Annotated in this window: 26 protein-coding genes, 1 tRNA gene and 1 pseudogene; 15 read left to right on the top strand and 13 right to left on the bottom strand. The window is 63.3% G+C overall.

Annotated elements, in window-relative coordinates:
- Nucleotides 1-819: an enoyl-CoA hydratase gene (locus MAXJ12_RS19205; protein ID WP_008837627.1), complete on the bottom strand. Its 819-nt coding sequence runs from the start codon at nucleotides 817-819 to the stop codon at nucleotides 1-3.
- Nucleotides 820-959: 140 nt separating this feature from the next.
- Between MAXJ12_RS19205 and MAXJ12_RS19200 the strand changes: the two genes are divergently transcribed.
- On the top strand, nucleotides 960-1,418 hold the full coding sequence (locus MAXJ12_RS19200; RefSeq protein ID WP_008837626.1) for a PaaI family thioesterase: 459 nt from the start codon (nucleotides 960-962) through the stop codon (nucleotides 1,416-1,418).
- A 12-nt stretch (nucleotides 1,419-1,430) separates the two neighbouring features.
- Here MAXJ12_RS19200 and MAXJ12_RS19195 read toward each other — a convergent pair whose 3' ends face one another.
- Both MAXJ12_RS19195 and MAXJ12_RS19190 read right to left on the bottom strand, forming a co-directional pair.
- Nucleotides 1,431-2,249 (bottom strand): class I SAM-dependent methyltransferase, encoded by an 819-nt coding sequence (locus tag MAXJ12_RS19195; RefSeq protein ID WP_008837625.1) that lies wholly within the window; start codon nucleotides 2,247-2,249, stop codon nucleotides 1,431-1,433.
- A 3-nt stretch (nucleotides 2,250-2,252) separates the two neighbouring features.
- A complete protein-coding gene (locus MAXJ12_RS19190) occupies nucleotides 2,253-2,765 on the bottom strand; it encodes an OsmC family protein (protein WP_008837624.1) in 513 nt (170 codons plus the stop codon).
- A gap of 327 nt (nucleotides 2,766-3,092) precedes the next feature.
- On the opposite strand from MAXJ12_RS19190, the gene rplM reads away from it, so the two are divergent.
- Both rplM and rpsI read left to right on the top strand, forming a co-directional pair.
- On the top strand, nucleotides 3,093-3,557 hold the full coding sequence (rplM, locus tag MAXJ12_RS19185; protein ID WP_008837623.1) for a 50S ribosomal protein L13: 465 nt from the start codon (nucleotides 3,093-3,095) through the stop codon (nucleotides 3,555-3,557).
- Between the two features lies 1 nt (nucleotide 3,558).
- Nucleotides 3,559-4,035: a 30S ribosomal protein S9 gene (gene rpsI / locus MAXJ12_RS19180; RefSeq protein ID WP_008837622.1), complete on the top strand. Its 477-nt coding sequence runs from the start codon at nucleotides 3,559-3,561 to the stop codon at nucleotides 4,033-4,035.
- Nucleotides 4,036-4,274: 239 nt separating this feature from the next.
- Here the strand turns inward: rpsI and MAXJ12_RS19175 are convergent, their stop codons facing one another.
- Nucleotides 4,275-5,312 (bottom strand): glycerophosphodiester phosphodiesterase family protein, encoded by a 1,038-nt coding sequence (locus MAXJ12_RS19175; protein ID WP_008837621.1) that lies wholly within the window; start codon nucleotides 5,310-5,312, stop codon nucleotides 4,275-4,277.
- Nucleotides 5,313-5,494: 182 nt separating this feature from the next.
- Between MAXJ12_RS19175 and speB the strand changes: the two genes are divergently transcribed.
- From speB to MAXJ12_RS19160, 3 genes are read left to right on the top strand one after another with little or no spacing between them, the layout of a single operon-like run.
- The gene (gene speB / locus MAXJ12_RS19170; protein WP_008837620.1) at nucleotides 5,495-6,496 is read left to right on the top strand and encodes an agmatinase; all 1,002 of its coding nucleotides are present in this window, start codon (nucleotides 5,495-5,497) and stop codon (nucleotides 6,494-6,496) included.
- 19 nt (nucleotides 6,497-6,515) lie between these two features.
- On the top strand, nucleotides 6,516-7,454 hold the full coding sequence (argC, locus tag MAXJ12_RS19165) for an N-acetyl-gamma-glutamyl-phosphate reductase (RefSeq protein ID WP_008837619.1): 939 nt from the start codon (nucleotides 6,516-6,518) through the stop codon (nucleotides 7,452-7,454).
- The gene (locus tag MAXJ12_RS19160; RefSeq protein ID WP_008837618.1) at nucleotides 7,455-8,294 is read left to right on the top strand and encodes an aminoglycoside phosphotransferase family protein; all 840 of its coding nucleotides are present in this window, start codon (nucleotides 7,455-7,457) and stop codon (nucleotides 8,292-8,294) included.
- On the opposite strand, the gene MAXJ12_RS19155 is transcribed toward MAXJ12_RS19160, so the two are convergent.
- A complete protein-coding gene (locus MAXJ12_RS19155; protein ID WP_050898856.1) occupies nucleotides 8,284-9,375 on the bottom strand; it encodes a COX15/CtaA family protein in 1,092 nt (363 codons plus the stop codon). The two genes, MAXJ12_RS19160 and MAXJ12_RS19155, sit on opposite strands and share 11 nt — an antisense overlap.
- A 166-nt stretch (nucleotides 9,376-9,541) precedes the next feature.
- On the opposite strand from MAXJ12_RS19155, the gene MAXJ12_RS19150 reads away from it, so the two are divergent.
- The 3 genes from MAXJ12_RS19150 (at nucleotide 9,542) to MAXJ12_RS19140 (ending at nucleotide 12,800) form a co-directional block, all read left to right on the top strand.
- Nucleotides 9,542-9,757 carry a DUF2842 domain-containing protein gene (locus MAXJ12_RS19150; RefSeq protein WP_040586933.1) on the top strand — a complete coding sequence of 72 codons (216 nt, stop codon included), beginning with the start codon at nucleotides 9,542-9,544 and terminating at the stop codon, nucleotides 9,755-9,757.
- Between the two features lie 135 nt (nucleotides 9,758-9,892).
- Entirely contained in the window at nucleotides 9,893-11,314 is a 1,422-nt protein-coding gene (locus MAXJ12_RS19145) for an amidase (protein ID WP_008837615.1), read from the top strand.
- A 268-nt stretch (nucleotides 11,315-11,582) separates the two neighbouring features.
- A complete protein-coding gene (locus MAXJ12_RS19140; RefSeq protein ID WP_008837614.1) occupies nucleotides 11,583-12,800 on the top strand; it encodes a GNAT family N-acetyltransferase in 1,218 nt (405 codons plus the stop codon).
- Here the strand turns inward: MAXJ12_RS19140 and MAXJ12_RS19135 are convergent.
- Nucleotides 12,797-14,941, bottom strand: coding sequence for a GumC family protein (locus tag MAXJ12_RS19135; RefSeq protein ID WP_008837613.1), 2,145 nt, complete (start codon nucleotides 14,939-14,941; stop codon nucleotides 12,797-12,799). The genes MAXJ12_RS19140 and MAXJ12_RS19135 overlap by 4 nt on opposite strands.
- Before the next feature lie 266 nt (nucleotides 14,942-15,207).
- On the opposite strand from MAXJ12_RS19135, the gene MAXJ12_RS19130 reads away from it, so the two are divergent.
- From MAXJ12_RS19130 to MAXJ12_RS19115, 4 genes are all read left to right on the top strand, one after another.
- Nucleotides 15,208-15,771 (top strand): polysaccharide biosynthesis/export family protein, encoded by a 564-nt coding sequence (locus MAXJ12_RS19130; RefSeq protein WP_008837612.1) that lies wholly within the window; start codon nucleotides 15,208-15,210, stop codon nucleotides 15,769-15,771.
- Between the two features lie 19 nt (nucleotides 15,772-15,790).
- Nucleotides 15,791-16,924 carry a glycosyltransferase family 4 protein gene (locus tag MAXJ12_RS19125; RefSeq protein WP_040586917.1) on the top strand — a complete coding sequence of 378 codons (1,134 nt, stop codon included), beginning with the start codon at nucleotides 15,791-15,793 and terminating at the stop codon, nucleotides 16,922-16,924.
- Between the two features lie 88 nt (nucleotides 16,925-17,012).
- Nucleotides 17,013-18,545, top strand: a complete 1,533-nt coding sequence (locus MAXJ12_RS19120) for an undecaprenyl-phosphate glucose phosphotransferase (RefSeq protein WP_008837610.1) — start codon at nucleotides 17,013-17,015, stop codon at nucleotides 18,543-18,545.
- On the top strand, nucleotides 18,542-19,774 hold the full coding sequence (locus tag MAXJ12_RS19115) for an O-antigen ligase family protein (RefSeq protein ID WP_008837609.1): 1,233 nt from the start codon (nucleotides 18,542-18,544) through the stop codon (nucleotides 19,772-19,774). Before MAXJ12_RS19120 ends, MAXJ12_RS19115 begins: the two co-directional genes overlap by 4 nt.
- Here the strand turns inward: MAXJ12_RS19115 and MAXJ12_RS19110 are convergent.
- Nucleotides 19,771-20,121 (bottom strand): KTSC domain-containing protein, encoded by a 351-nt coding sequence (locus MAXJ12_RS19110; RefSeq protein ID WP_341872540.1) that lies wholly within the window; start codon nucleotides 20,119-20,121, stop codon nucleotides 19,771-19,773. The two genes, MAXJ12_RS19115 and MAXJ12_RS19110, sit on opposite strands and share 4 nt — an antisense overlap.
- A gap of 47 nt (nucleotides 20,122-20,168) precedes the next feature.
- Here MAXJ12_RS19110 and MAXJ12_RS19105 point away from each other — a divergent pair.
- Nucleotides 20,169-20,245, top strand: a tRNA-Pro gene (locus tag MAXJ12_RS19105).
- Nucleotides 20,246-20,556: 311 nt separating this feature from the next.
- Here the strand turns inward: MAXJ12_RS19105 and MAXJ12_RS19100 are convergent.
- Genes MAXJ12_RS19100 through hmgA form a run of 4 tightly spaced genes read right to left on the bottom strand, consistent with a single transcriptional unit; the run spans nucleotide 20,557 to nucleotide 24,388 of the window.
- Entirely contained in the window at nucleotides 20,557-21,093 is a 537-nt protein-coding gene (locus MAXJ12_RS19100; RefSeq protein WP_008837607.1) for a DinB family protein, read from the bottom strand.
- A gap of 22 nt (nucleotides 21,094-21,115) precedes the next feature.
- Complete coding sequence (locus tag MAXJ12_RS19095; RefSeq protein WP_008837606.1) at nucleotides 21,116-22,129, bottom strand: fumarylacetoacetate hydrolase family protein; 1,014 nt, start codon at nucleotides 22,127-22,129, stop codon at nucleotides 21,116-21,118.
- A 52-nt stretch (nucleotides 22,130-22,181) separates the two neighbouring features.
- On the bottom strand, nucleotides 22,182-23,078 hold the full coding sequence (locus MAXJ12_RS19090; protein ID WP_008837605.1) for an MBL fold metallo-hydrolase: 897 nt from the start codon (nucleotides 23,076-23,078) through the stop codon (nucleotides 22,182-22,184).
- The gene (gene hmgA, locus MAXJ12_RS19085) at nucleotides 23,075-24,388 is read right to left on the bottom strand and encodes a homogentisate 1,2-dioxygenase (protein ID WP_008837604.1); all 1,314 of its coding nucleotides are present in this window, start codon (nucleotides 24,386-24,388) and stop codon (nucleotides 23,075-23,077) included. Before hmgA ends, MAXJ12_RS19090 begins: the two co-directional genes overlap by 4 nt.
- Before the next feature lie 96 nt (nucleotides 24,389-24,484).
- Between hmgA and MAXJ12_RS19080 the strand changes: the two are divergent.
- Nucleotides 24,485-24,916, top strand: a pseudogene (locus tag MAXJ12_RS19080) (MarR family winged helix-turn-helix transcriptional regulator); the annotation flags it as partial.
- Between the two features lie 140 nt (nucleotides 24,917-25,056).
- Here MAXJ12_RS19080 and tdh read toward each other — a convergent pair.
- Nucleotides 25,057-26,091 (bottom strand): L-threonine 3-dehydrogenase, encoded by a 1,035-nt coding sequence (gene tdh / locus MAXJ12_RS19075; protein ID WP_040586912.1) that lies wholly within the window; start codon nucleotides 26,089-26,091, stop codon nucleotides 25,057-25,059.
- A gap of 8 nt (nucleotides 26,092-26,099) precedes the next feature.
- A partial coding sequence (locus tag MAXJ12_RS38550) for a hypothetical protein (protein WP_008837601.1) occupies nucleotides 26,100-26,787 on the bottom strand: 688 nt, incomplete at its 5' end.

Below are 26,787 nucleotides of genomic sequence, written 5' to 3'. Positions count from 1 at the left end.
CTATTCCCCCGTCCATTTCGGGTCGCGCTTGCCAATGAAGGCGTCGATGCCCTCCTCGGCGTCGCGGGCGAGCATGTTCTCGACCATCATCCGCGAGGCATATTCGTACGCTTCGGTCAGGCCCATCTCGGCCTGCGCGTAGAATGCTTCCTTCCCGATCTTCAGGGTCAAAGGTGATTTCGCTGCAATGGTTTGAGCGTACTTCGTGACAATCTGCGTCAGGTACTCGCGCGGCACCACGCGGTTGACGAGGCCAAAGTCCCTTGCCGCCGACGCATCGACCATTTCGCCGGTCAATAACATTTCCATTGCATGCTTGGGCTTAAGTCCGCGCACAAGCGCCACGCCCGGCGTCGTGCAGAACAATCCCACATTGATGCCGTTGACCCCGAACGTCGCCTGATCCGAGGCGATGGCAAGGTCGCAGGACGCGACGAGCTGGCAGCCTGCCGCCGTGGCGATGCCGTCCACTTCGGCGACAACCGGCTTCGGATGCCTGACGATCGACTGCATCAGCCGTGAGCATATGGCAAAGGTTTCCTCGAAGAACGCCTTGCCCTTGTCGGCATCGGTTCGACGCGCGTTCATCTCCTTCAAATCATGGCCGGCGCAGAAAAGCTTGCCTGTCGCGGCAAGCACGATGACGCGCACCGCCTTGTCGTCTCGCGCGCGATCGAGTTCCCCCTGCAGCGAGGTCATGGCCGCGATCGACAGCACATTGGCCGGCGGGTTCGCCAGCGTGATGCGCAGGATGCCGTTTTCCAAATCAGAGAAAACCGGCCCTTCCGGAGCGCGCTTGATCGCTACTACTTCCGCCATTTCAACCTCACGCTTTCCTGTCTCGACGAATAAATATCACGCACCGGGTTGATGAACAGGGGCGGCGCGTGTTTTCTGGCTTCCGTTTACGCGAACGGAAGCGGCGCAGCCGCTCTCATCTAAGCAGACGGAGACGCGAAATGCCGGTTCAAGCAGGCCTGACACCGATGATGACGGCCGGCGAGGTCAACGAGCTGCTGAAATCCGTCTATCCGCAACTGAACGACAAGTTTCCCTTTTACGAGACCGTAGATGTTTTTCCTGGCGGCTGCACCGTCCGGCTGAACGCCGACGAGCGGCACCTGCGCCCAGGCGGCACGGTTTCAGGCCCCTCGCTGTTCACGCTCGCCGATATTGGCGGCTATGTCTGCGTGCTCTCGCATGCCGGACCCGATGCACTATCGGTCACGACGAACCTCAACATCAACTTCGTGCGCAAGGCCGAGGCCGGACCGATCGACGGCCATTGCCGCATCCTGAAACTCGGAAGGGCGCTGATGGTGTTCGAGATAGACATCGTTGCTGGGCCGGACGGCCAGACGGTGGCGCACGCCACGGGAACCTATTCGATTCCGCCGAAACGCGTGGGTCAGGTCTGATGTCGACCAGCTCTAGCGATAGCCGACGACTGTGACGAACTCGCCAGGGATGCGGTAGCTGCCGTCGGAGGCGCGGTGGTCCCTCACCGAATCGAGAAACTCGCCTTCGACCTCCCTCATCGTGTCAGGCGTGAAACGTTTGACGGCCAATGCGACCGGCCCTCCCAAAAGCATCGCCGACAACAGCGATCTTTCGTTCAGAAACAGCAGAATTTCCTGCTGCCTGTGCTCCGCGAGGTCACGAAGTCCGGCCTGCTCGAAATCCCGGTTCAAGGCACCGGGCGCACCGCTGGCGAAGAACAGCGGACATACTTCGGAAACAACGCGCGCGTCGACGATCGGAAATATCTCCGCCCATCCGCAATTCTTGCGCTGTCCCCACACCGTCGCCACGACCCGACCGCCAGGCCTGGTTGCCCGCGCCATCGAGGCAGCTGCACGGCCGGGATCCGGAACATACATCAACCCCAAGGCGCAGACCGCCGCATCGAACCTATCCGGCTCTACAGCCAGCTCGTCGGCGCTCATCCGCGCCGTCACTACGCAGTCATGGCCTGCATCCGCGCAGGTCAGTGCGGTCAGCTCGACCATTTTCTGCGACAGGTCGGTCGCAAGCACCTCGCCCTTTTGACCAACAGCCCCGGCGAGCACTCGCGTCACCAGCCCGCTTCCACAGGCAGCCTCGATCACCCGTTCGCCTGGCTTGAGGTCCGCGACACGCAGCAGCGTCCGTTGGGCCGGCGCCAGCGGACCGCGCCAGCCATCCTCGTACAGTTCTGACGCGGCGTCCCAGCCATAGCGTTGAACGCGGATCTGGAGCTTCGGGTCCACCGGCTAGCCCCTCGAAGGAACGAGATTGGTCTTCACGGACTGCGCATCGCGCAGCGCCAGGAAATATGGATCGCATTTGAGTGCTCTCTCGACCATCGCGGTGACCTCTTCCCACGGCGCAGTGCTTTCAATCGCGATGGTCACCCGCGTTTCCAGCGGGGCGGCCGAGTTGTCGCCGACGCCGAGCAGCGCTCCGTCATCGAAGTCCATTTCTACATCGACTTCGACAATGCCGATGTCGAGGCCCTCGCGCACGGCCGTCAGCTTGACGCCTATGGCGATGCAACCGACCAGTCCAACCCTGATATGGAACCCCGGCGGCGGCGCCGATCCCTCGCCTCCCACCGGCTCGGGCATGTCCATCGTAGCCGTGTAGTTGTCCTGCCGCGCGTGGCAGACAAGGCCCTGCTCGATGCGCCCGCTCGCGCGCTTGGTGCTCATCGCCGCGCCTGGTTTCCTGCGGAAAACGTCCGAAACCCGCTCCACGGCAGAGCGAATCTTCGCGTTGTGGCTCATGCAGTCCCCCTCGCCCAAAATTGCATTGATGCGATACTAGCAAACCCCGCGTTCGGCGGGTAGTTCAGCATGTGTACTGGTTGAACGCCGCGCTCTCGCCCCCGAAGCTTATGTGGTAAAATAATACCTAATGACCAAGCCATTGTAATTGCTTAAGCTTTTCGACCAACGTCAACTTGACTGCAGGAGCCGCACTCGCGTATATCCACCGTCGAAACAGCGGCCACCGGCCGCGGTTTCTTTTTGGCGGACCGGAAACAGCCGGCCCACCAAATCCAAGCAACAAGAAACGCCTTCTCCGGAAGGTCCCTGAAGAAAGCAAAGTCCATGAAAACCTTTTCGCAGAAGCCTGCGGACGTGGTGAAGAAGTGGGTGCTGATCGACGCCGAGGGTCTCGTCGTCGGCCGTCTCGCCACCGTCGTCGCCAACCGTCTCCGCGGCAAGCACAAGCCCTCCTTCACGCCCCATGTCGATGACGGCGACAACGTCATCATCATCAACGCTGACAAGGTCGTCTTCACCGGCAAGAAGTACACCGACAAGGTGTATTACTGGCACACCGGCCACCCCGGCGGCATCAAGGAGCGCACCGCGCGCCAGCTGCTCGAAGGCCGCTTCCCGGAGCGCGTGCTTGAAAAGGCCGTGGAACGCATGATCCCGCGCGGCCCGCTCGGCCGCCGCCAGATGAAGAATCTCCGCGTCTATGCCGGCGCCGACCATCCTCACGTCGCCCAGCAGCCCGAGACGCTCGACGTCGCCGCGCTGAACGGCAAGAACAAGAAGGTTTCCTGATATGGCCGATTTGAATTCGCTCGCCGATCTCGGCACGGTCGCGCCGACCGCGCAGCCGGCCGCGCCCGTCTACGTCCAGAAGCTGGACAAGCAGGGCCGCGCCTACGCCACCGGAAAGCGCAAGGACGCCATCGCCCGTGTCTGGGTCAAGCCGGGCTCCGGCAAGATCCTCGTCAACGACAAGGAATTCGCGGCCTATTTCGCGCGTCCTGTGCTGCAGATGATCCTGAAGCAGCCGATCGTGGCGGCAGCCCGTGAAGGCCAGTTCGACATCATCGCAACCGTTGTCGGCGGCGGCCTTTCGGGCCAGGCCGGCGCGGTTCGCCACGGCATCTCCAAGGCGCTGACCTATTACGAGCCCGGCCTGCGCGGCGTGCTCAAGAAGGGCGGTTTCCTGACCCGCGACAGCCGCACCGTCGAGCGCAAGAAGTACGGCAAGGCGAAGGCCCGCCGCTCCTTCCAGTTCTCGAAGCGCTAAACGTCATCATTTTCGAATGCAAAAAGGCCGCCTCCGGGCGGCCTTTTTGTTGGTGCTCAGTGCGTCCTTCGAGGCTCGCTTTACTCGCACCTCAGGATGAGGAAGGGTAGGCGCAATGCTCCTCAAATTAGCTGCGAACGATGTGCTACCCGCGCCATTTCATGAAGTGCGCTCGACCCTCCTCATCCTGAGGTGCGAGCAAAGCGAGCCTCGAAGGACGCACCAATACAATCAGGCAATCAATTGATGCTGGCGGTGTCGGCGGGCTCGATCCGCTCGGAATAGGGAACGCGGTAGCCGTTCTTCTCCAGCCATCCGATCGCCGCCTTGGGTTCGTCGGTCTGGATGATGGTCGCGCCCTGCTCGGCCCAGAAGCCGAACGTCTCCTGCGGGTAATCCGCTTGCACCAGTTCGTCGCCGCGCCCGCCGGCAAGATAGCCGCCAGGCTTGTTGACGATCGTGAAGGTGTTGACCCACAAATGCCAGTCGCCGCGCGTCGAAACGGCCCGGCTGCGGGCGCCGAACAGCGCGCCGCCATTCGCTGTCATGCCCTGGTTCTCGCCGCGCCAGGCGATCATCTCGACCACATCGGCCGAAAACGTCCGGCCCACCTTTTCAATAAAGCGTACATCGTCGACCGCATCGTCTGCGATGATCGGCATGAACCGGACGCCGTCGCCGATTGCGGTCATCGCCTCCGTCATCGCGCCGAGCTTCTCGGAATTCCAGAGGTTCTGCTTGATGATGACCTGATCGGCCATGTTCATCTCGCGGGCGATTGCGGCGACGCCGGCAAGATCCTCGACTTCCATCTTGTTGTCGATGTTGACCATCACGCGGTCCTTGGTGACGGCAAACATATCGCGCAGCGCCGGCACGCTTTCGGCCGTTACCTCGCCGGTTCCTTCCACCACCAGCCGGCAGCCCTTCAGCTCTTCGAGCGTCCGTTCCACCGCCCTGCCCTTGCAGGTCGTGGTCCGGTCGAGCCAGCTGTCGTGCAGGACGATGTACTCGCCGTCCTTCGATTTCTGCACGTCGAGTTCGACGATCTCGACGCCGAGTTCGATCGAGCGCCTGACGCCAGCCATAGAATTTTCGGCGTTGCGGATGCGGCCGCCTTCCTTCCAGCCGCCGCGATGGGCGACGATCATCACATGGTCGCGCCACTGGTTGGCGTTTTCGAGCCGGTCCAAAATCTGCTGCATCCGCGAATCCTGCGCGGCGGCAGGAACAGCGAGCAGCCCGATCATGATCGCGCTCAGGGAAATGATGCGCATGCGAATCGCTCCATGGCCGAGTGGTTGCGCGACGCATTAGCGGCCGGTCATGACAGGCAAATGAAATCGGAAAATCCCCGCAGAACCGCCCGACTGGGCGGCAGCGGCCGTCTTTTTTGTTGCGCCTGCGTCATATCCGGCCAATAGCTTGCCCTCCGCAAAACAGAGGGGAACCCCGCACGATGCCCGCCAGCTCCATCGATCACGCCTTCACTGCGCGCGGAAACACAGGCGCGGCGGGCGATCCGACCTATGCCGGCGCGCTGTCCTTCATGCGCCGCCGCTACACGAAAAACGTGAAAGGCGCGGATGTCGTGATCTGGGGCATTCCGTTCGACGCGGCTGTGACCAACCGGCCCGGCGCGCGTTTCGGTCCGCAGGCGATCCGCCGCGCCTCGGCGATCTTCGACAACGATCCGCAATACCCCTTCCATCTCGACCTGTTCGACACGCTCGGCGTCGTCGACTATGGCGATTGCCTGCTCGACAACGGCAACCATCAAAAGACGCCGAAGACGATCGAGCGCGAGGCCGCAAGGCTGATCTCCTCCGGCGCCTTCCTGCTTTCGCTGGGCGGCGATCATTTTGTCACCTGGCCGCTGCTCAAGGCGCATGCGGCGCTGCACGGGCCGCTGGCGCTGGTGCAGTTCGACGCCCACCAGGACACCTGGTTCGACGACGGCAAGCGCATCGACCACGGCTCCTTCGTCGCCCGCGCGGTGCGCGAAGGCATCATCGATCCCGGCCGCTCGATCCAGGTCGGCGTGCGCACCCATGCGCCCGACACGTTCGGCATAAAGATTCTTCACGGCTATGAGATCGAGGAGATGCGTGCGGCCGACATCGCCTACGCCATCGCCGAGCGCACCGGCGGCAGGAAGACCTATGTGACCTTCGACATAGACTGTCTCGACCCGGCCTATGCGCCCGGCACCGGCACGCCGGTCGCGGGCGGCCCGTCCTCGGCCAAGATACTTTCGGTGCTGCGGCAGATGACGCAGATAGACATTGTCGGCGCCGACGTAGTAGAGGTTGCGCCCGCCTACGACCATGCCGATATTACGGCGATTGCCGGTGCGTCGGTGGCGCTGCACTATATCGGGTTGCTGGCGGAGCGTAAGGCGCGGCTCGACGGACTGAACAACAACAGTGTTACGGCGCTGAACCAGGGCAGCGGCATATAGATTCGGACGGAACGGCAGGATGAAACCAAAGATATTCATCGACGGCGAACACGGCACCACGGGCCTGCAGATCCGCAGCCGCCTCGCCCGCCGCGCCGATCTGGACATCCTGTCGATCCCGGAGGCGGAGCGGCGCAACATGGACATGCGCGCCGACTTCCTGAAATCGGCCGACATTGCAATGCTGTGCCTGCCCGACGATGCCTCGCGGGAAGCCGTCGCCATTCTCCAAGGCCACAACTCCACCCGCATCATCGACACGTCGACGGCGTTCCGCGTCCATCCCGACTGGGCCTACGGCTTTGCCGAGTTGGATTCTGAACAGCGCGACAAGATCGCCGAGGCGCGGCTGGTCGCCAATCCCGGCTGCTATCCGACAGGCGCGATCGCGCTGATCCGCCCGTTGGTAGCGGCCGGCATCCTGTCCGCCGACCATCCGGTGACGGTCAACGCCGTGTCCGGCTATACGGGCGGCGGCAAGCAGATGATCGCGCAAATGGAAGACACCTCGCGCGAGGACCATAACGCGGCGCCGCATTTCCTCTACGGGCTGACACTGCAGCACAAGCACGTGCCCGAAATGCAAAAGCACGGGCTGCTGGAGCGCCGGCCGATCTTCTCGCCCAGCGTCGGCCGCTTCGCGCAGGGCATGATCGTGCAGATGCCGCTGCATCTGTCGGACCTCAACGGCGCGCCGTCGCTGGGCGATATCCACGCGACGCTGGAGGCGCATTATGCCGGTCAGGACATCGTGCAGGTTGTGCCTCTGGCGGAAAGCGCGAAGCTCACACGCCTTGATCCGACGGAACTCAACGACACCGACCTGATGAAGCTCTATGTCTTCGGCACGGAAGGCCAAGGCCAAGTCAATCTGGTCGCTCTGCTCGACAATCTCGGGAAGGGGGCCTCGGGCGCCGCGGTCCAGAACATGGACATCATGCTGGGCCTGAAGCACTGAATGGATCAGCCTGACTTTCCAGCGCGCTGGAAAGTCAGCGATCCCATCCTCATTGCCGAAACTTTCTCGAGCCGTATCTGGAAAGTGCGGCTCGGCGGCGGCAAGCCGGCCATTGTCAAGGACCTGAAGCCTTTCGATGATGTCGAGGATGAACTGCGCGGCGCGCATTTCCTGGCCTGGCGGAACGGCGAAGGCGCGGTAAGACTGCTCGGCTTCGACGGCAACCGGATGCTTCTCGAACATGCCGGCGAACGGCATCTGCTTGACGACCTCAACACCTACGGCGACAGCGCCGCCACCGAGATCGCAGCGGAGGCGATGGCACGGCTGTTCGCGCCATCGGACCGCCCGGTTCCGGGTGATCTGCAGCCGCTTCGCGAGCGTTTCGCCAGCCTGTTCAAGCGGGCGGAGGCCGATCGCGCAGCAGGCGAGGAAAGCGTTTACGTCGATGCCGCCGGAATAGCGGAAAGGCTGCTGGCCAATCCGCGCGACGTTCGCCCGCTGCACGGCGATCTGCACCACGAAAACATCATGCACGGCCCGCGCGGCTGGCTGGCAATCGATCCGAAGGGCGTGCTCGGCGATCCCGGCTTCGACGCGGCGAACATGTTCTACAATCCGCTCGACCGCGACGATCTCTGCCTGGATCCGGAGCGCATCGCCTCAATGGCGGAGATCTTCGCCCGAACGCTCGGCCAGGATGTCCGCGCCATGCTCGATCACGCCATCGCCTATGGCTGCCTGTCCGCCTCATGGCATGGCGAAGACAAGAATGCAGTGGATGAAAGCGGCGAACTGTCAGTCGCGGCGGCGATCCGCGACGTGCGCGCTAACTTCTGACCACGTCGCCCGGCAGCGGATAAGCGCCCTTCGTTCCGCGCCAGTGGGCGGCGGCGAAGCCGAGCACGATCAGCGCGAAACCCTGATGCAGCAGCGCCCAGTGCAGCGGCACCTGCATGACCAGCGTGGCGATGCCGATCAGCGCCTGCGCCAGCACCAGATGGAACAGCACCAGTGCCCGGCGGGCATGCGTCGTTCCAGGTTCGCGGCGGCGGACGGAAATCATGTGCCAGAGAGCGGCGGCAAAGACGATATAGGCGCCGAGGCGATGGACGAACTGCACCGTCTTCGGGTTCTCGAAGAAATTGCGCCACGCGGGTTCTAGAATGAACATGTCGCCCGGAATAATCTTCCCGTCCATCAGCGGCCAGGTGTTGTAGCTCATGCCGCCGTCGAGCCCGGCGACCAGCCCGCCGAGATAGATCTGGACCAGCGTCAAGATCACAAGCAGGCCGGCGAAGCGTTTTGTCGCCCGCCCGGCTTCAGCCTCCGAATGAGGCGCCAGCCCGCGCGCCACGATCATGGTCGCGGCGAAGATTGCCGCCGCCAGCGTAAGATGCATGGCCAGCCGATACTGGCTGACGTCGGTTCGCTCGACCAGGCCGGAAGCCACCATCCACCATCCGATCGCGCCCTGCAGGCCGCCGAGCGCCAGTATGCCCAGAAGCTTCGGCGTCAGGCCGCGCTCAATGCGCCCGGTCGCCCAGAAGAACAGCAGCGGCAGCGCGAAGATGAAGCCGACGCCGCGCGCCAGGATGCGGTGCGCCCACTCCCACCAGAAAATGCGCTTGAAGGCGTCGAGGCTCATGCCCTGGTTGATTTGCTGATATTCCGGAATCTGCCGATATTTTTCAAACTCTTCTTGCCAGTCGGCGTCCGATAGCGGCGGGATGACGCCGTGGATCGGCTTCCATTCCGTGATCGACAGGCCGGAATCGGTAAGCCGCGTCGCGCCGCCGACCAGCACCAGTGCAAACAGCACGACGAGCACGCAGTAGAGCCAGCCGCGCACCAGCGCGCGGTTGCGCAGTTCTCGGTCGCGCGTAGCGATCGGTTCGCCGCCTGTCGTGATCGATGCCATCGAGCCCATTTCCGGAATGTTTTCGGCCGAGTGGTGGACCAACGGCGCGGCGCTTTCAAGGCTTTGCCGGGCGCGGCACGCCGTCGCGCCGGGCGCGGGAGGCCGCCGCCGGCTTGTGCGCGGGCCTGAGAGGTCTTATTGCGAACCCGGCAGAGAGACCGAAAACATGCCCGTCCGCCTGAAGAAACTTATCGGAACAGTCCTGCTGATCCTGCTGGTGATCGTCTATGCGCTGGTTGCGACGGCGGTGGCGGTGGCGCAGCTAGCCGAATCCGGGCCTTTGACGCATTTCGTCTTCTTCCTGGTGACCGGGCTCCTCTGGATCCTGCCGGCCATGGCGATCATCAAATGGATGGTCCTTCCGCCGAAGGCGGAGCGATAAGGGCAGCGACGGTCAGCGGATACTCACTGTCCGACGCCGATGTCCTGCCGACTACCCCTGTTCAACGAGACTCCGATTGGACCCCGTGCGGAAGATGCGTAAGCTGCCTTATCTCTAGGCGAACAGAGGATCGGCATGGGCGGATATATGGAACTGACGGCCAGGTCAGCCTGCGACATCGTCGATCTGCTGAATCGGGGCGAAGTGACGCCGCTCGATTGCCTCGATGCGCTCGAGACTCGCGCGGCGACTGTCGACGGCGCCGTCAACGCACTTCCCACCCTCTGCTTCGACCGAGCCCGCGATCAAGCCCGCCGGCTGATGCAACGCCCCCTCGGCAGCCGCGGCCGTTTGGCGGGATTGCCGGTCCCCATCAAGGACCTGACGGACGTGGCCGGTGTGCGCACCACCCACGGCTCGACCATCTTCGCCGATCACGTTCCCCAGACATCCGATATTCTCGCCGAGACGATAGAGGCTGAAGGCGGCGTCATTTACGCAAAGTCGAACACGCCGGAATTTGGCGCCGGAGCCAACACATTCAACGATGTCTTCGGCGTGACACTGAATCCCTGGAACACAAACCTGTCCGCAGCGGGTTCGTCGGGCGGGGCAGCGGTCGCGCTTGCGACCGGCATGGCCTGGGTGGCGCAGGGCTCCGACCTTGGCGGCAGCTTGCGCAATCCCGCAAGCTTCTGCGGCGTGGTGGGACTGCGGCCAAGTCCCGGCCGCGTTGCCAGCAGTCCGGGAGCCACAATCGATCGCCTGCTTAGCGTCAGCGGGCCGATGGCTCGTTCGGTCGAAGACACGGCCCTGCTTCTCGACGCCATGACGGGCGACAATCCTGAGGACCCTATGTCGTTGCCGAGAACCGAAAACTTCCTTGCTGCTGCGCGCTCCGGCTGGCGGCCTACCCGAATTGCCTTCTCCGCCGATCTTGGCATCACGCCGGTGGACCCGGAGGTGGCCGCGATCTGCCGTACAGCAGCCGCACGTTTTGGCGAGATCGGCGTCGTTGTGGAGGAGGCGCAGCCCGATCTTTCCGAGGCTCACGATACATTCCAGGTTCTGCGGGGCCTGTCCTTCGCCACGAATTATGCGGGGCTTCTGGAACGCCATCGAGACAAGATGAAGCCGGAAGTCGTCTGGAATATCGAGAAGGGCCTCAGCTACTCCATGCAAGATGTTGTTCGAGCGGAAAATAATCGCGCCGCGATGTTCCGCAGGATGAGCGCCTTTTTCGACACCTATGACCTGCTTCTTTGTCCGGCGACCATCGTTGCCGCCTATCCCGCGAGCGAGCGGTACGTCAACGAGTGTGCCGGCTACACCTTCTCGAATTATGTCGAGTGGCTGGCGATTGCATACGCGATCACGTTGACGACTTCGCCAGCGCTCAGTCTTCCCTGCGGATTCACCGGCGATGGACGCCCGGTCGGGCTACAGATCGTCGGCCCGGCGCGTGCCGAGGGGAGTGTCCTCGCGGGAGCGCGCGCGCTCGAACTCATCCTTGATTTGCGTTCCGGCACGCCGATCGACCCACGCTCGCCTGGCTAACGCCCGAGCAAATGCCGGTTTCCACCATCAGTGGAATTTAGGCTCGTCAGACCGTCACCACCATCTTGCCAGCGTTGGCGAGCGACGCCGCCCGACGCCCGACCTGGCCAGGGGCGCCAATCCGGTAAACCCGGCACGTTGAGGCAGTTTGCGGATCGCCTCGCCCCGTCGATCATTCCTTCACTTTTTGCGGCTATTCTCGTCCCATCAATGGAACGCTGTGACGCGAAGCCCCACGGGGCAATGCTTGCGCCCGAAGGATTGAAGGATGGTTGACGCGGCCCGGTCAATTGGCGCCAAGAGGGCCGTGGCCTCATCCAGCCGCGAGACGGCCGCCCCGGCCTGTTCCATCATGGTGGCCAGCGCCACGCCGGAAATCCTCGGACAATACGCGGAGCTTTGCCGGACGAGCGTCTTCGCACCCGCGCAGAGCCCGGAATGGGCTGCTACATGGACGGCGAAAGCCGAGGTAGATCACGTCGTTGCGACGGTTTTCTCCAGCGGCCGTCCGGTATTTGCGCTGGCACTCGAAATCGTGCGCGCCGGGCCGGTGCGGATTGCCCGCTTCATGGGCGGCTCGCACGCCAACGGCAATTTTGCCGCCGCAGACCCGTCCTGGCTGGCGACAGCCGGCGGAGCGGAGATGCACGCGCTGACGGCCGAGATCGGCCGGACACGACCCGACATCGATATCATTGCGCTGGAGCGCCTGCTCCCCGACTTCGAGGGCCTGGCCAACCCGCTGCTGGCGCTGCCTCATTACCCCAGCCCCAATCTGTCGCTAGCCGTCTGCCTCGACGGCGGCTTCGAGGCGCTGCTCGACCGGGCGAGCGGCAAGAGGAAGCGCAAGAAGCACCGCTCGCAGACGCGCAAATTCGAGGCAGCGGGCGGCTTCAGGCGCGTCGAAGCGACCTCCCCCGCCGAGGTGGAACGCATGTTCGACGCCTTCTTTATCATGAAGGAAGACCGGTTCCGCCGCGCCGGCATCGGCAACGTCTTCGGCGACGCCAAGGTGCAGGTGTTCTTCCGCGCGCTGTTCGCCGACGCGCTCGCCGCCGCACCGCCCCCTTTCGTGCTGCACGGGCTGGAGGTCGACGGCAGGTTGCGCGCGGTCACCGGCTCCAGCCGCTCGGGAAAGCGCCTGATCTGCGAGTTCGGCGCTATCGCCGAAGACGAGCTGGCGCATGCCAGCCCCGGTGATTTTCTGTTCTTCGACAATATACGCGAGGCCTGTGAGCTCGGCTTTGCGGTCTATGATTTCAGCGTCGGCGACGAGCCCTACAAGCGGCTCTGGTGCGATATCGAGACACGCCACATGGACGTGGTCGTACCGCTGACGGTGAAGGGGCGCGCCTTCGCGGCCCCGATGCGGATCAAGGCGCGCCTGAAGGCCTTCGTCAAGACAAGCCCACTGATCTGGAAGCTGACCAAGGCTCTGCGCAGGAAGGCTGCGGGACAGCCGGCGTCGCCTTCCGCTGACGACTAGGCGGCGCTGCGCCCCGGAACCGGCGACATCGGGCTCTCGCTCCCCTCGGGCGTGACCAGCGTCGGGCTACCGTAGCCGCCGGCCTCAAGGTCGTCGCGGGCAGCCAGCACCTCGTCGGCCGGCGACAAGACGGAGACCAGTATCTCCGTTCCTTCCGCCACCAGCCGCCCTATGCTGGCGGCGTCGGCGGGGCCGCATTCGACGATCACGACATCATAGGCTGTGGTCAGCGATTCCAGGATGATCGGCAGCCGGTCGGCGGCGCGCATGGCGTGCACCGGATCGGCGGTCCCGACGGGAATGATGTGGCAATCGGAATAGTGGTCGGCGTGGATCACGTCGGTGAACTGCGCCTCGGAGGCGAGCAGATTGGTGATGCCAGGGAAGCGGCCGCTGTCGAGCATCGGCCGCGACGCGGCTCCCGAAGCCGTCAGGTCGAGCAGCAGCACCCGCAGGCCGGCATCCGCGACTTCACGTGCGACCAGCACGGCGGTCGCCGCCGCCTCGTCGCCCTCGGGCGAAATGAACAACGCCCGCGTCGCGCCGCCAGCGATCAGCTTTTCGGCTGCACCCGCTATATCAATCTCGCCGAGTCCCGTAACGGGCTGCGGCTCCGGCTCAGGCTCCGGTTCGAAATCGCCAACAACCGACTGCGGCTCAACGTGCTCGGCAACGGCCACTGCCGGTTCGGCCGGAACCGGCATCGCCACCTCTTCGACCGGTGCGAAGCGCGCGCCGGAAGCCGGGCGCATCGCGCGTCCCGAAAACAGCTCCTGCAGCAGAGTGATCACCGCCATGACCATCAGCGAGGCGACGAAGCTCGCGATCACGATCGGAAGAATCTTCGGAAAATACGGCTCCGACGGCGCGATTGCGCGCGAAAACACCCGCGCATCGGCCGGCAGATAGTTGCCGTCGCGACGCGACGACGCCTCGCGATAGCGGGTAAGATAGGACTCCAGCAGTTCGCGCTGCGCTGCGGCTTCGCGCTCCAGCGCCCGGAGCTCGACCTCTTCCTCCCCGGCACGCGAGGATTCGGCCTTCAGCGTGTTCAAATCGGCTACAAGCTGCTGCTCGCGCGCCTGCGCGGTCTTGGCCTCGGCCGAAAGCCCCTTCAGCACGTTTTCCGCTTCCTGGCGGATCTGCCGGTCAAGATCGGCAAGCTGCGACCGCAGCGCCCTGATGCGGGGGTGATTGTCGAGCAGCGTGGTGGACAGGTCGGCAATGTCGGCCTGAAGCTGCACCTGCCGTTCGCGCAGCCGCTGGATCAGGCTGGAGGAAAGCACTTCCGGAAATGCCTCAAGCGAGCCGCCGCTCTCGAGCGCGATCCGGACCGCCTGCGCGGTCGCTTCGGCCGCACCACGGCTGGCGCGCACGCGCGACAGTTCGGTCGAGAGTTCGGAGAGCTGCTGTGTGGCCAGCACCGAATTGTTCTGGCCGACCAGCAGGTCGGATTGCGAACGGAATTCAGCGACGCGTGCTTCCGCCTCCTTCACGCGCCTGCTCAAATGGGCGATTTCAGGCTCGAGCCAGTCGGTCGCGGCCGAGTTGGACTGCAGCTTGGCGTCGCGGCTGACCGCCAGATAGGCGTCGGCGACGGCGTTCGGCACGGCGGCCGCAAGCTTCGGCTCCTCGGACGAGAATTCGATGACGATGACGCGCGAATTCTCGACACGGTAGACCACGAGCTTTTCCCGCATCGCCTTGAGCACCCGCTCCTCGGGCGGCACCTCGGCCGGGTCGCTCTTCAGCCCGACTATGACCATGAGCCTGCCGACCAGCGACATGTTCAAGGCCGGGTCGAATTCCGGCAGATTTGCAAGGTCAAGTTCCTTCGCCACCTGCTTCAATATGTCGGTCGACGAGATCACCTCGACCTGGCTGGTGACGCCCTCCTCGTCGAGAACCGGGCGCTCGTTCTCGCTGCTGCCCTGCGGCCGCGTGAACACGGATTCGCGCGTCTCGATCAGAATGCGCGTCTCGGCGTTGTAATGCGGCGTCGCCGTCCATGCGAGAACGAAGGCCAGCGCCGTCACGGTGAGCGTTGCGGTCAGTATGCGAAGCCAGTTCCGCGCCAGGCTGGAAAACAGCCGGCCCAGATCGACATCGACATCGCTGGCGGTAGATTGGACGCCTGACATGCATTCCTACTCCGGGACGTAACGGAAGGCACCGTAAACAAGTATGGTAACTCAGGGGTTAAGACGGCGGTGCGGGTAGCCTCGCCAGAGCGCCCAGACAAATGAGAGTGCCCGCCGCAAGGAAGGACGCCGCAATTCCCGCCTGCAATGTGTCCCGGACAAGCACCCTTTACCGGCCATTAACCCTAACAGGACGATAACGGCTTCGAGCAAAGGTTACCGGCGCCAGTCTCCGGGGAAGATTCGTCAAAGGTACGTGTAAGGCCATGAAAAGACCCCTGCCCGTCTTCCACGCGCTTGCCGTTGCACTGCTGGTCGCCGGATGTTCGAGCTATCGGCCGGCGCCTGCCGCATTCCACGAAGTGCTGGATCAGCCCTACATCCTCGGCGCGGGCGATCGCGTCCGCGTCACCGTCTTCGAGCAGGAAGGCCTGACCAACACCTATGCCGTCGACCAGTCAGGCTACATCGCCTTCCCGCTGGTCGGATCGGTGCCGGCGCGCGGGCACACTGCCCAGCAGGTCGAGGCCGCCCTTGCCGCCAAGCTGCGCGAAGGCTTTTTGCGCGATCCAGACGTCTCAGTCGAGGTCGACCGCTACCGTCCGATCTTCGTCATGGGAGAAGTGGGCGCTGCCGGACAATATTCCTACGTGCCGGGCCTGACGGCCCATCAGGCGGTAGCAATCGCCGGCGGCTTCACCCCGCGCGCCAACCAGGCCAACGTCGACATTACCCGCACCATCAACGGCAAGGTGATGACCGGGCGGGTTTTGACCTCGGACCCGCTTCTCCCCGGCGATACCGTCTTCGTCCGCGAGCGCCTCTTCTGATGCAGCCAGCGGGCCGACCGTGACTGAAAAATTGCGCATCGTCCATTGTTTCCGCTCACCGGTCGGCGGCATCTTCAGGCATGTGCGCGACCTGGCGCAGGCACAGGTGACGGCAGGCCACGCGGTCGGCATCGTTTGCGATTCGACCACCGGCGGCGATTTCGAGGAGCATCTGTTTGCGCAGATGAAAGAGATGCTGGCGCTCGGCGTATCGCGCACGCCGATGCAGCGCCATGTCGGGCCGGGCGACATCGCCTCGGCCTGGCGAACCTACAGGATCATCAAGGAATTGAAGCCGGACATTCTGCACGGCCACGGCGCCAAGGGCGGCGTCTATGCACGGATGTTCGGCTCACTGTTGCGGGTATCAAGGTCTCGCGTAGCCCGCCTTTATTCGCCGCATGGCGGCAGCCTTCACTATGACGAAGGCACGCTGACGGGAAAGCTGTTCTTCGGGCTGGAACGCCTGATGGAGCGCTTCAGCGACCACCTGCTGTTCGTCTCCGACTATGAGCGGCGGACCTTCATTCGCAAGATCGGGCCGCCAAACGTCGCCAACAGCCTGGTCTATAACGGCCTCACCGCGCCGGAATTCGACCCGGTCGTAGCCGAGGCCGATGCCGCGGACCTCCTCTATATCGGCATGATGCGCGACCTGAAGGGTCCGGACCTGTTCATCGCCGCACTGCCGGAAGTGGAAAAGCGGCTTGGCCGCGAAGTCGGCGCGGTGATGGTCGGCGATGGCGAGGATCTGCCCCGCTACAAGGCCGAGGTCAGCCGGCTGGGATTCGCCAGCCGGGTGAAGTTCCTGGATCCGATGCCGGCGCGCCGCGCCTTCGCGCTGGGCAGGCTGATCGTCGTTCCCTCCCGCGCCGAGGCAATGCCCTATATCGTCCTCGAAGCCCTGGCCGCCGGTCTGCCGATGGTGGCGACCGCGGTCGGCGGCATTCCCGAGATTTTCGGGCAGAACTCACCGGCGTTGGTCTACCCCGACGCAGGCGAACTCGCGGAAAAGATGGCCGAGGCGCTGGCCGATCCGGCATCTTACCGGATGCTGATGCCCACCCCCGCCGAACTTCAGGCGCGGTTCGGCGCCGGTGTGATGGCGGCGGCGATCGAGAAGGCCTATTTCGCCGCGCTGGGCAGAAGCTGACCCGAAAACCGATCCAAAGCGACCATCGATCTAAAAGGTTTCTTAGCTGCTCTTCGCTAAAGCTGCGGCAACTACGGATCATGGTCAAATGAACGAGATCGACCCGGCAAATCGTTTTTCGCTGGACGCGGTGAGGAAACTCGACGGCGCGGGCGCAGAACCCGCCGGCCGGCTGAACAAGGTCGCGCGCCAGGTCGCGTCGCAATATCGCCGCGACACCATGTCTCCGGTGATGGTCAGCGGCGTGCTGCGGCTCGTCGAGTTCGCGCTGCTGTTCGCCTCCGGCTTCGTGCTGTTCGCCTACCGCGTCGGCCTCAACACGCACCTGTTCTGGCAGTATGCTGCGATCATCGCAGCCGTGTCGCTGGCCACAATCATCCTGCTCGAACTGAGCGACTGCTATCAGGTCCAGGCGCTGATGCGACCGGTGCGCAATCTCGGCCGCATATTGCTCGTCTGGTCAGGGGCTTTCGCGCTGCTGGCGCTGGCCGGCTTCTTCATGAAGGTTTCGGAGGATTTTTCGCGCCTCCTCTTCGGCGGGTGGTTCGTCATCGGCTTTGCACTGATCTTCGGGCTACGGCTGGTGCTGTCGAACATGATCCGCCGCTGGGCGCGCAATGGCGCGATGGAGCGGCGCGCCGTCATCGTCGGCGGCGGCAAAAGCGCCGAAGCCCTGATCCGCTCGGTCGAGCAGCAGCCCTACAATGATATCCGCATCTGCGGCATCTTCGACGACCGCGACGACAAGCGCTCGCCGCCGATCGTCGCGGGATATCCGAAGCTCGGCAACATCGCCGAACTGATCGAATTCGCCCGCATCGCGCGCATCGACATGCTGATCGTGGCGCTGCCGATCACAGCCGAGACGCGGGTTCTGGCGCTGCTCAAGAAGCTCTGGGTGCTGCCGGTCGACATCCGCCTGTCGGCGCATTCCAACCAGTTGCAGTTCCGCCCCCGCTCCTATTCCTACATCGGCTCGGTGCCGATGCTCGACATTTTCGACAAGCCGATCAACGACTGGGATTCGGTCGCCAAGCGCGCTTTCGACATCGTGCTCAGCCTGGTCGGCATCGCCCTTTTTTCGCCGGTAATGCTGATCACGGCGATCGCAATAAAGCTCGATAGCAAGGGCCCGGTGATCTTCCGGCAGAAGCGGCATGGCTTCAACAATGAGGTGATCGAGGTCTACAAGTTCCGCTCCATGTATACTGAGCTGTCGGACCCCAGCGCGAAGCAGGCCGTCACCAAAAACGATCCGCGCGTCACCCGCGTCGGCCGCATCATCCGCAAGACCTCGATCGACGAGTTGCCGCAATTCTTCAACGCCCTGTTCGGCTCGCTGTCGCTGGTCGGCCCGCGTCCGCATGCGATCGCAGCACAGTCGCACAACCTCCTCTACAATGAGGTGGTCGACGGCTATTTCGCCCGCCACAGGGTCAAACCCGGCGTGACCGGCTGGGCCCAGATCAATGGCTGGCGCGGCGAGATGGATACCGACGAGAAGATCCGCAAGCGCACCGAATACGACCTCTACTACATCGAGAACTGGTCGCTCTGGTTCGACCTGAAAATCCTGCTGCTGACGCCGGTCCGGCTACTCGATACGGAAAACGCCTATTGACCGCGATCCCGCATGAGCTGCCGCGCGAGGCGGTCAACGCCAAGCTCGTCGCGCTGATCTCGGCGGGCGCGATCTCGCTCGGCGTCCTTTTCTCCGGCTTCGTCATCCGCGAGCCGGCTCCCTACGAACTCTACATGGCCGGGCTGATCGCGTTATGGGCGCTGTTCGGCCTCAGAATTTCCCGCACCGTCGCGCCGCTTCTGGTCTTTCTCGTCACCTTCAACATAGGCGGCATGATCGCCATGACGCAGATGGCGGCCCTGAAGGACGCGCCGCTCTACATCGCCGTGTCGCTGTTCCTGGCGCTCACAGCGGTGTTCTTCGCCGCCGCAGTCGAACGGCAGCCCGGCCTCTACCGCGTCATCTTCCTCGCCTGGGTCACAGCCGCTATCTGCACCGCCGCACTCGGCATTCTGGGCTATTTCCACACCTTCCCCGGCGCGGAGATATTCACCAAATTCGAGCGCGCCGCCGGCGCCTTCCAGGATCCCAACGTGTTCGGGCCGTTCCTGACACTCCCCGGCATCTACCTGCTCTATCGCCTGTTGACCGGCAGCCCCGCCAGGATGGCCCTCTACGCAGTGCCGCTGCTGATCATCGTCGGTGGCATCTTCCTGTCCTTCTCGCGTGGCGCATGGGGTCTGTTCGGCGCCTCGGCCGTGCTGCTGACGGCGACGCTGTTCCTGCAGAGTTCGAGCGGCTCGTTCCGGCTGCGCATCGTCGCCATGAGCATCGCCGCCGCCGTGCTGCTGGCCTTCGCTTTGCTCGTCGCGCTGCAGATCCCGGCTGTCTCGGAGCTATTCACCGCCCGAGCCCAACTCATCCAGGATTATGACAGCGCGCGCCTGGGACGCTTTGCCCGCTTCGGCATCGGGTTCCTGATGGCGATGGAACACCCGTTCGGCATCGGCCCGCTCGTATTCGGCCAGATGCTCGGCGAAGACACGCACAACATCTGGCTGAAGGCGCTGCTCGACTATGGCTGGCTGGGCTTCGCTTCCTACGTCATCCTGATCGGCTGGACGCTTGCCGGCGGCTTCCGCATCCTTTTCCGCAACCGGCCGTGGCAGCCCTATGTGCTCTGCGCCTATGTCGTGTTCGTCGGTCACATCGCGCTCGGCACGGTGATCGACACCGACCACTGGCGGCATTTCTACCTGCTTCTGGGCCTGATCTGGGGCGGCATGGGACTGGAATACCGCCACCAACGCGGCATGGTTCGCAGCTAGAATAGCCTCTCCGCGCGCCCTTTCTCGGTTCGATAGTCGCGTACTTGCATCTCGCGATACGAAAACCGGTTTCTGATAGCGTCGTTGAAAAATCTGCCTTTTGAGAAGGCCTGCCGAAACGCGGCGTAGATCTCTGGCGGCACGTCGTCGTAGTCGTACCGCTTGCCACTGGCCACGAACCAGACCGAAAGCGTTCGCGTCGCCGGGTCGTAATCTATCTTTCGTATCGAGGTCGAGGGCATGTCGTCGTTTAGCTCGCGGACGGCTAATGACGACAACCCCACTTCATAGGCCGAAGTTCCCAAGTAGGGATGGGCGAAATTCCGATTTTCCTCAATCAGAGCCACTTTGGCCTTGCACTGCAAACCTTGAGAATATAGGGGTTTTCGCGGTCCGGAGTGTAGCGCAGCCCGGTAGCGCACTTGACTGGGGGTCAAGGGGTCGTCGGTTCGAATCCGGCCACTCCGACCAAAATTTCCCCGACAATCCCCAGTTCCATCAAAGCCAAAACAGCCGAATGTCAGGGAGTTGTTTTTCTATCTATGGAAACGACTTCTTAACCATATTGCGCGCACTTTGCGGGTGCGCGGCTTGTTTCTCGTCGGCGCGTCTCAGGCAACACCCCTGCACCCTGGCCGGCCATCGTCGATGGCATGTCACGGCGACGTGTAGGGCGGAGACGAAATCGGCACGGCGCTGCGGGATATTGGGTTGTTCCTGCATCCCGTGTGTCCACGTCGCGTCGCGACTTGGCCCAATTTCATCGCTGCTTACTGCGGACCTCAAAGCCCCAGCCGCTCCACCTCTTCGCGGCGCAAATGCAGGTCATAGTCGAGCAGGAACTCGTAGAGCTGCGGCGGCGCAACTGTCGTGCCGGAAAGCATCGCATGCACCTGCCCGCGATGGTGGCTGTCGTGCAGGAATACATGCGCGAGCAGGTCGCCGATGCGTTCCGGAATCATGCCGTCCTCGCGCCGGTCGGTGTCGACGCGGCGATCGAGAGCGCTTTCCGACAGCGCGTCGCAGAAGGCGATAAGCCGCCAATCGACAGCAGCCTGCGCATCGGCGAGCTTTGCCGGATCGTCATAGCCGGCGAAATCGTCGTAGGCGGCGGCCCCTACGCCGCTTTCTTCCAGGAAACCCAGGTAGAGCAGGTCGACCGCCAGCATGTGGTTGAGCGTTTCCCTGATCGATGGGAAGAAGCTCGTCCGCGCAGCTTCGAACTCGCCCGGCTGCAACGCGAGAACGGCGCGATAAATCCGGTGGTTGGACCAGCGATTGTTCCGCGCCATGTTTCGGTTATGGCCGATGAGGTCCATCCCGCGACCTCCTCCCAATTCATTAACCTTCGCGTCTCTGCACCGTCTGCTCGATCGCGCCGAAGATCGAATGGCCGGCCTTGTCCTTCATCTCGATGCGCACCGTGTCGCCGAAGCGCATGAAGGGCGTTGTCGCTGTCCCTCCGGCGATGGTTTCCAGCATGCGCAATTCGGCGATGCAGGAATAACCAGCGCCGCCTTCCGAAACCGGTTTGCCGGGACCGCCTCCGAGCTTGTTGGAAACCGTGCCCGAGCCGATGATCGTGCCCGCGCCGAGCGCTCTGGTCTTGGCCGCATGCGCAATGAGCTGCGGGAAATCGAATGTCATGTCGACGCCGGCATTGGCGCGGCCAAACGGCTTGCCGTTGAGATCGACGCAAAGCGGCAGGCTCACCTTGCCGCCGTCCCAGGCGTCGCCCAGTTCGTCCGGCGTGACCGCGACCGGCGAGAAGGCCGAGGCCGGCTTGGATTGATAAAAGCCAAAGCCTTTCGCCAGTTCGGCCGGGATCAGTCCGCGCAGAGACACGTCGTTGACCAGCATGACCAGCCTGATCGCGTCGCGCGCTTCGTCGACGCTCGCGCCGATCGCGACGTCGTCGACGATCACCGCGACCTCGCCTTCCATGTCGACGCCCCAGGCTTCGTCGGCCGCGACGACCGGATCGCGCGGCGCCAGAAACGCATCCGAGCCGCCTTGGTAGATCAGCGGGTCGGTCCAGAAGCTTTCGGGCATATCCGCGCCACGCGCCTTGCGAACCAGTTCGACATGATTGACGTAGGCCGAGCCGTCGGCCCACTGATAGGCGCGCGGCAGCGGCGAATGGGCGTCGTGTTCATGGAAGCGCGAGGCGGGAACCGCGCCGGCCTCCAGTGATTCGGCCATGGCCGCCAGATGCGGCGAAATCCGTTTCCAGTCGTCGAGGGCAGCCTGCAGCGTCGACACAAGAAAGGACGCGTCGGTAAACCGCGTCAGGTCGCGCGAGACGACGACGAGTTTCCCGTCGCGAGTGCCGTTCTTCAGCGTTGCAAGCTTCATGCAGTCCTCCCGTTACGCGGCTCTGTCTCCGCATTACCCCCATGAAAAGTCTTCAACTTTTCGGAGCCATGCGCGGAGCGTCCGCCAGAGCCACAACAAGGCCATCGCGGCCGATCGTCAAGGCTCCATCCCATGTTTTCCTGACTGCCTCGATCCAGTCGGCCTCGCCGACCCCGGGATCGTCGGCCGGAATGAGATGGTTGAGCACCAGCCGGCCGACATTTGCGGCCGCGGCGATCCGCCCGGCGTCGCTTGCCAGCGTGTGGCTCGCCATCAGATGCTCTTTCAGCCGCGCGCCATTGCCGGTGCGGGCGACCAGCCGGTCGACACCCTCCTCCAGCATCGCTTCATGAACCAGAACATCCGCGCCGTCCGCAAAGCCGGCCAGCGGAGGTAAGTATGCGGTGCCGGCCGAGAACACGCCGCTCCTGCCGCCATGATTGAAGCGCAGTGCGAAGCAGTCTGTCACCGGCGGATGGTCGACACGCAGAGCCTTTGCGACAAACCTGCCCTCCTCCAGCACAGTGCCCTCGCCGAATTCCGCAATCGAAACCAGATCGCGAATATCCGGCCTGCCTTCATCGACGATGCGCGTGTCGATGTCGAACGCCATCGCCCGCAGAAAATTCCGCCAGTAATCCCGCGTGCCGGCAGGCCCGAACACCCTGACCGGCGTCGCCAGCCCGGCAGTCCAGGCAGTGTGGATGAGCGGACCCAACTCGAGAATGTGGTCGGAATGGAGATGCGTGATGAAGATCAGGTCGAGCGCTTTCAGGCTCATGCCGGTATCGGTCAACGCCCGCGTCACGCCGAGCCCGCAATCGACGACGATGGTCCGGCCGCCGAATTCCAGCAGCGACGATGTCGGCCAGGGACCGCCCGGCCTGATCGCCGGGCCGCCCTTGGCGCCGAGCAGAACCAGGCGATCTTCCGCCAAATCGGCGCTCAAGACCAGTCGCCTTCCGGCGTGCCGTTGAAGCGTTTTTTCAGGCCGGCCCAGCAGTCGATGTAGTCCTTCTGCAGCGTCTCCAGTTCGGCGGCGTAGCGGGTGACCATCTGGGGAAAGCGCGTCTCGAACATGAAGGCCATGGTGTTTTCGAGCTTTACCGGCTTCAGCTCTGCCGTCGAAGCCTTCTGGAAGCCGCTTGCATCCGGCCCGTGCGCAAGCATCAGATTGTGCAAGCTGATGCCTCCGGGGACAAAGCCCTCCTCCTTGGCGTCGTACTGGCCGTGGATCAGGCCCATGAACTCGCTCATGATGTTGCGATGGTACCACGGCGGCCGGAAGGTATTTTCGGCCACCAGCCAGCGCGGCGGAAAGATCACGAAGTCGATATTGGCCGTGCCCTCCTCGCCGCTCGGCGCGGTCAGCACGGTAAAGATCGAAGGGTCGGGATGGTCGAACAGGATCGCGCCGACCGGCGAATAGGTAGCAAGATCATATTTGTAGGGCGCGTAGTTGCCATGCCACGCCACCACGTCGAGCGGCGAATGGCCTAGCTCGGTGACATGGAATTTTCCGCACCATTTGACGATCAGCCGGCACGGCGTCTCCTTCTCCTCGAACCAGGCCGCCGGCGTCTTGAAGTCGCGCGGATTGGCGAGGCAGTTGGCGCCGATCGGGCCGCGGTCGGGCAGCGTGAACTTCGCGCCGTAGTTCTCGCAAATATAGCCGCGCACGGGCCCGTCGATCAGCTCGACCTTGAACACCAGCCCGCGCGGCAGCACGCAGATCTCGCCCGGCCGGATTTCCATCACGCCCATCTCGGTGACGAAGCGGACGCCGCCGACCTGCGGCACGACCAGCAATTCGCCATCGGCGTTGAAGAAGTGATCGTCCACCATATCGGTATTGGCGGTATAGACATGCGCCGCCATTCCCGCCTGGCCGAGCACGTCGCCGGCGGTCGTCATCGTTCGGACGCCGGATATGAAATCCGTCGGCGTGCTCGGCATCGCCACCGGCCCCCAACGATACTGGCCGAGCGCCAGTTCATGGTCGGGAAGGTTCGGCGCGGTCTTCCAGTCGGAAAAGTCGGTCCGCTTGAAGCGGCCGGTGTGTTTGACGCTCGGCCGGATGCGGTAGAGCCACGAGCGTTCGTTGGTGCCGCGCGGCGCGGTGAAGGGAGAGCCGGAAAGCTGCTCGGCATAAAGGCCGTAGGCGGGGCGCTGCGGCGAATTGCGGCCCTGCGGCAGCGAACCGGGAAGCGTCTCGGTTTCGAAATCATTGCCGAAGCCCGGCATATAGGAATAGCTCATGGCACGCCTCGTCGATTGACAGCAGATGGTTGCGTTTGTAACCATCCGGAATGTAACTATCAAGGACGCACGACAACCCACCCGGCCGGAACAGCCATGGAACATGAAATCCTCGCTCTCGAATCCTTCCTGCCCTACCGGCTCAATCGGCTGGCAGACGCCGTCAGCCGGGAATTTTCAAGAATCTATCGCGATCGCTACGGCCTGACCCGGCCGGAATGGCGGCTTCTGGCGACGCTCGGCCAGTACGGTACGATGACCGCCACCGCGGTCGGCGCGCATTCCGCCATGCACAAGACCAAGGTTTCGCGCGCCGTCGCGGCTCTGGAAAAGCGCAGATGGCTGACTCGGTCGGCCGATGAAGGCGATCGGCGAGTGGAGCATCTCGCGCTGACCAAAGCCGGCGAGACGGCTTATCGCGAGATGGTACCGCTGGCGAAGGCGTTTGAAGCTGCGATACTGGCAAGGATGAGCGAGGTCCAGCGGAAGGCCGTGTTGACAGGCCTCGACGCGTTGGAGAAAAGTCTCCGTTGCAACGAACTCTTCGCCGAACGCAAAAGCTGCGCGGATTTCGACGCCTTTGACCGAATTATGGACCGCAAGGGCGGACAGAAACACACGCCCGAGGACGGGCTATGATCCCATGAAGCGGCAGGATCTTTAGCGACCTACCAGTCCATCACCACCTTGCCGGAACTGCCGCTCCGCATGGCGTCAAAGCCGGCTTGGAAGTCGTCAATGCCGATGCGGTGCGTGATCAGGCCGGTGACATCGAGGGGCCCCTGCACCAACGCGATCATCTTGTACCAGGTCTCGAACATCTCGCGCCCGTAGATGCCTTTCAGGATCAGCATCTTGAAGATGACCTTGTTCCAGTCGATCTCGAAGCCCGTCGGCGCGATGCCGAGAATGGCTATCTTGCCGCCATTGTTCATCGTGTCGATCATGTCGCGGAAGGCCGCCGCCGAGCCGGACATTTCAAGGCCGACGTCGAACCCCTCGGTCATACCCTCCTCGCGCATCACGTCGCGCAGCTTTTCCTTGGAAGCGTCAACGACATGATGGACGCCCAGCTTCCTGGCCAGCGCCAGTCGCGCCGGGTTGATGTCGGTGATCACGACCTTGCGCGCGCCGACGCATTGCGCCACCAACGCGCCCATGATGCCGATCGGCCCGGCGCCGGTGACCAGCACGTCCTCTCCGACCAGATCAAAAGACAGCGCCGTGTGTACGGCATTGCCCAGCGGATCGAAGATCGCCGCCACCTCGTCGGGAATGTCGTCGGGGATCGGAACGACATTGTGCTGCGGGATCGCCAGATATTCGGCAAACGCGCCCGGCCGGTTGACGCCGACGCCAAGCGTGTTCCGGCAGAGATGCCCCCTGCCCGCGCGGCAGTTGCGGCAGTGGCCGCAGACGATGTGCCCTTCACCCGAGACGCGCTGGCCGATGCGGTATTCCGTCACCGCCTTGCCGAAATCGGCGACCTCGCCCACGAATTCGTGGCCGGTGACCATCGGCACCGGCACCGTCTTCTGCGCCCACTGGTCCCAATTGTAGATGTGGACATCGGTGCCGCAGATCGCGGTCTTCTTCACCTTGATCAGCACGTCGTTGGGGCCGATTTCCGGTACCGGCACCTGTTCCATCCAGATTCCGGGCTCGGCCTTCGCTTTCACGAGGGCTTTCATCATATTGGACATCGTATTCTTCAGCCTCTCATGATCTGCGCGGCCCGATCAGCGACTCCCTCAAGGTGTCCGTGAGCCCACTTGGACCACTTGTTGAATGCCGGCGGAGCCAAGCTAGGGATCACGAATATGGTTGTCGCGTCTATTTCGGCAAACACCGGTTTGCTGCCGGGCGCAGACGGCGGTTCCGGTAGGGCTCGTCCAAGCAATTTTCCAAGTTGTTTGGCGGTGTCTGACCCATGAGAGATCAAGACCCGCGGCTTAACGATTTCTATGAGAACTTTGAAAATCTCGGTGCCGCGATCAACTCCCTGCAGATGTCTTGCCTGACGAAGGTCGGCACTCATCGGAGTCGAATAGCAGACTACGTTGGTCTCGAGAATCCTGGTCACACCTCGTTGGGCGAGTAGTGAAACCAATGCGTCGGTGTTACGACGCGTTGGCGAGGGCGTCCCTACCATGCGATCGTAGAGTCCCCGACAAGTCTCCGGCCCTCGGTTGAAAAGCGTATCGATGAAGTGATGGTGCGATCCAACGAGTTCTACGTCATAGCCGTTGCGCTGGTTTTTCCCAACTGTGAACAATTCCGCCGTCGTAGGGTCCGTGAGGTTTGTCATCCAAGGTCTTGGATACTGGCCGTTGACCGGTTTCGTTAGCTCCCGCATGTCGGCTTCTAGCTGAGACAGCGCGTCGGACATCAAATGACCC

This window comes from Mesorhizobium alhagi CCNWXJ12-2 (assembly GCF_000236565.1).
Classification (GTDB): Bacteria; Pseudomonadota; Alphaproteobacteria; order Rhizobiales; family Rhizobiaceae; genus Allomesorhizobium; species Allomesorhizobium alhagi.
This window is presented reverse-complemented; position numbering and strand designations above follow the sequence as displayed.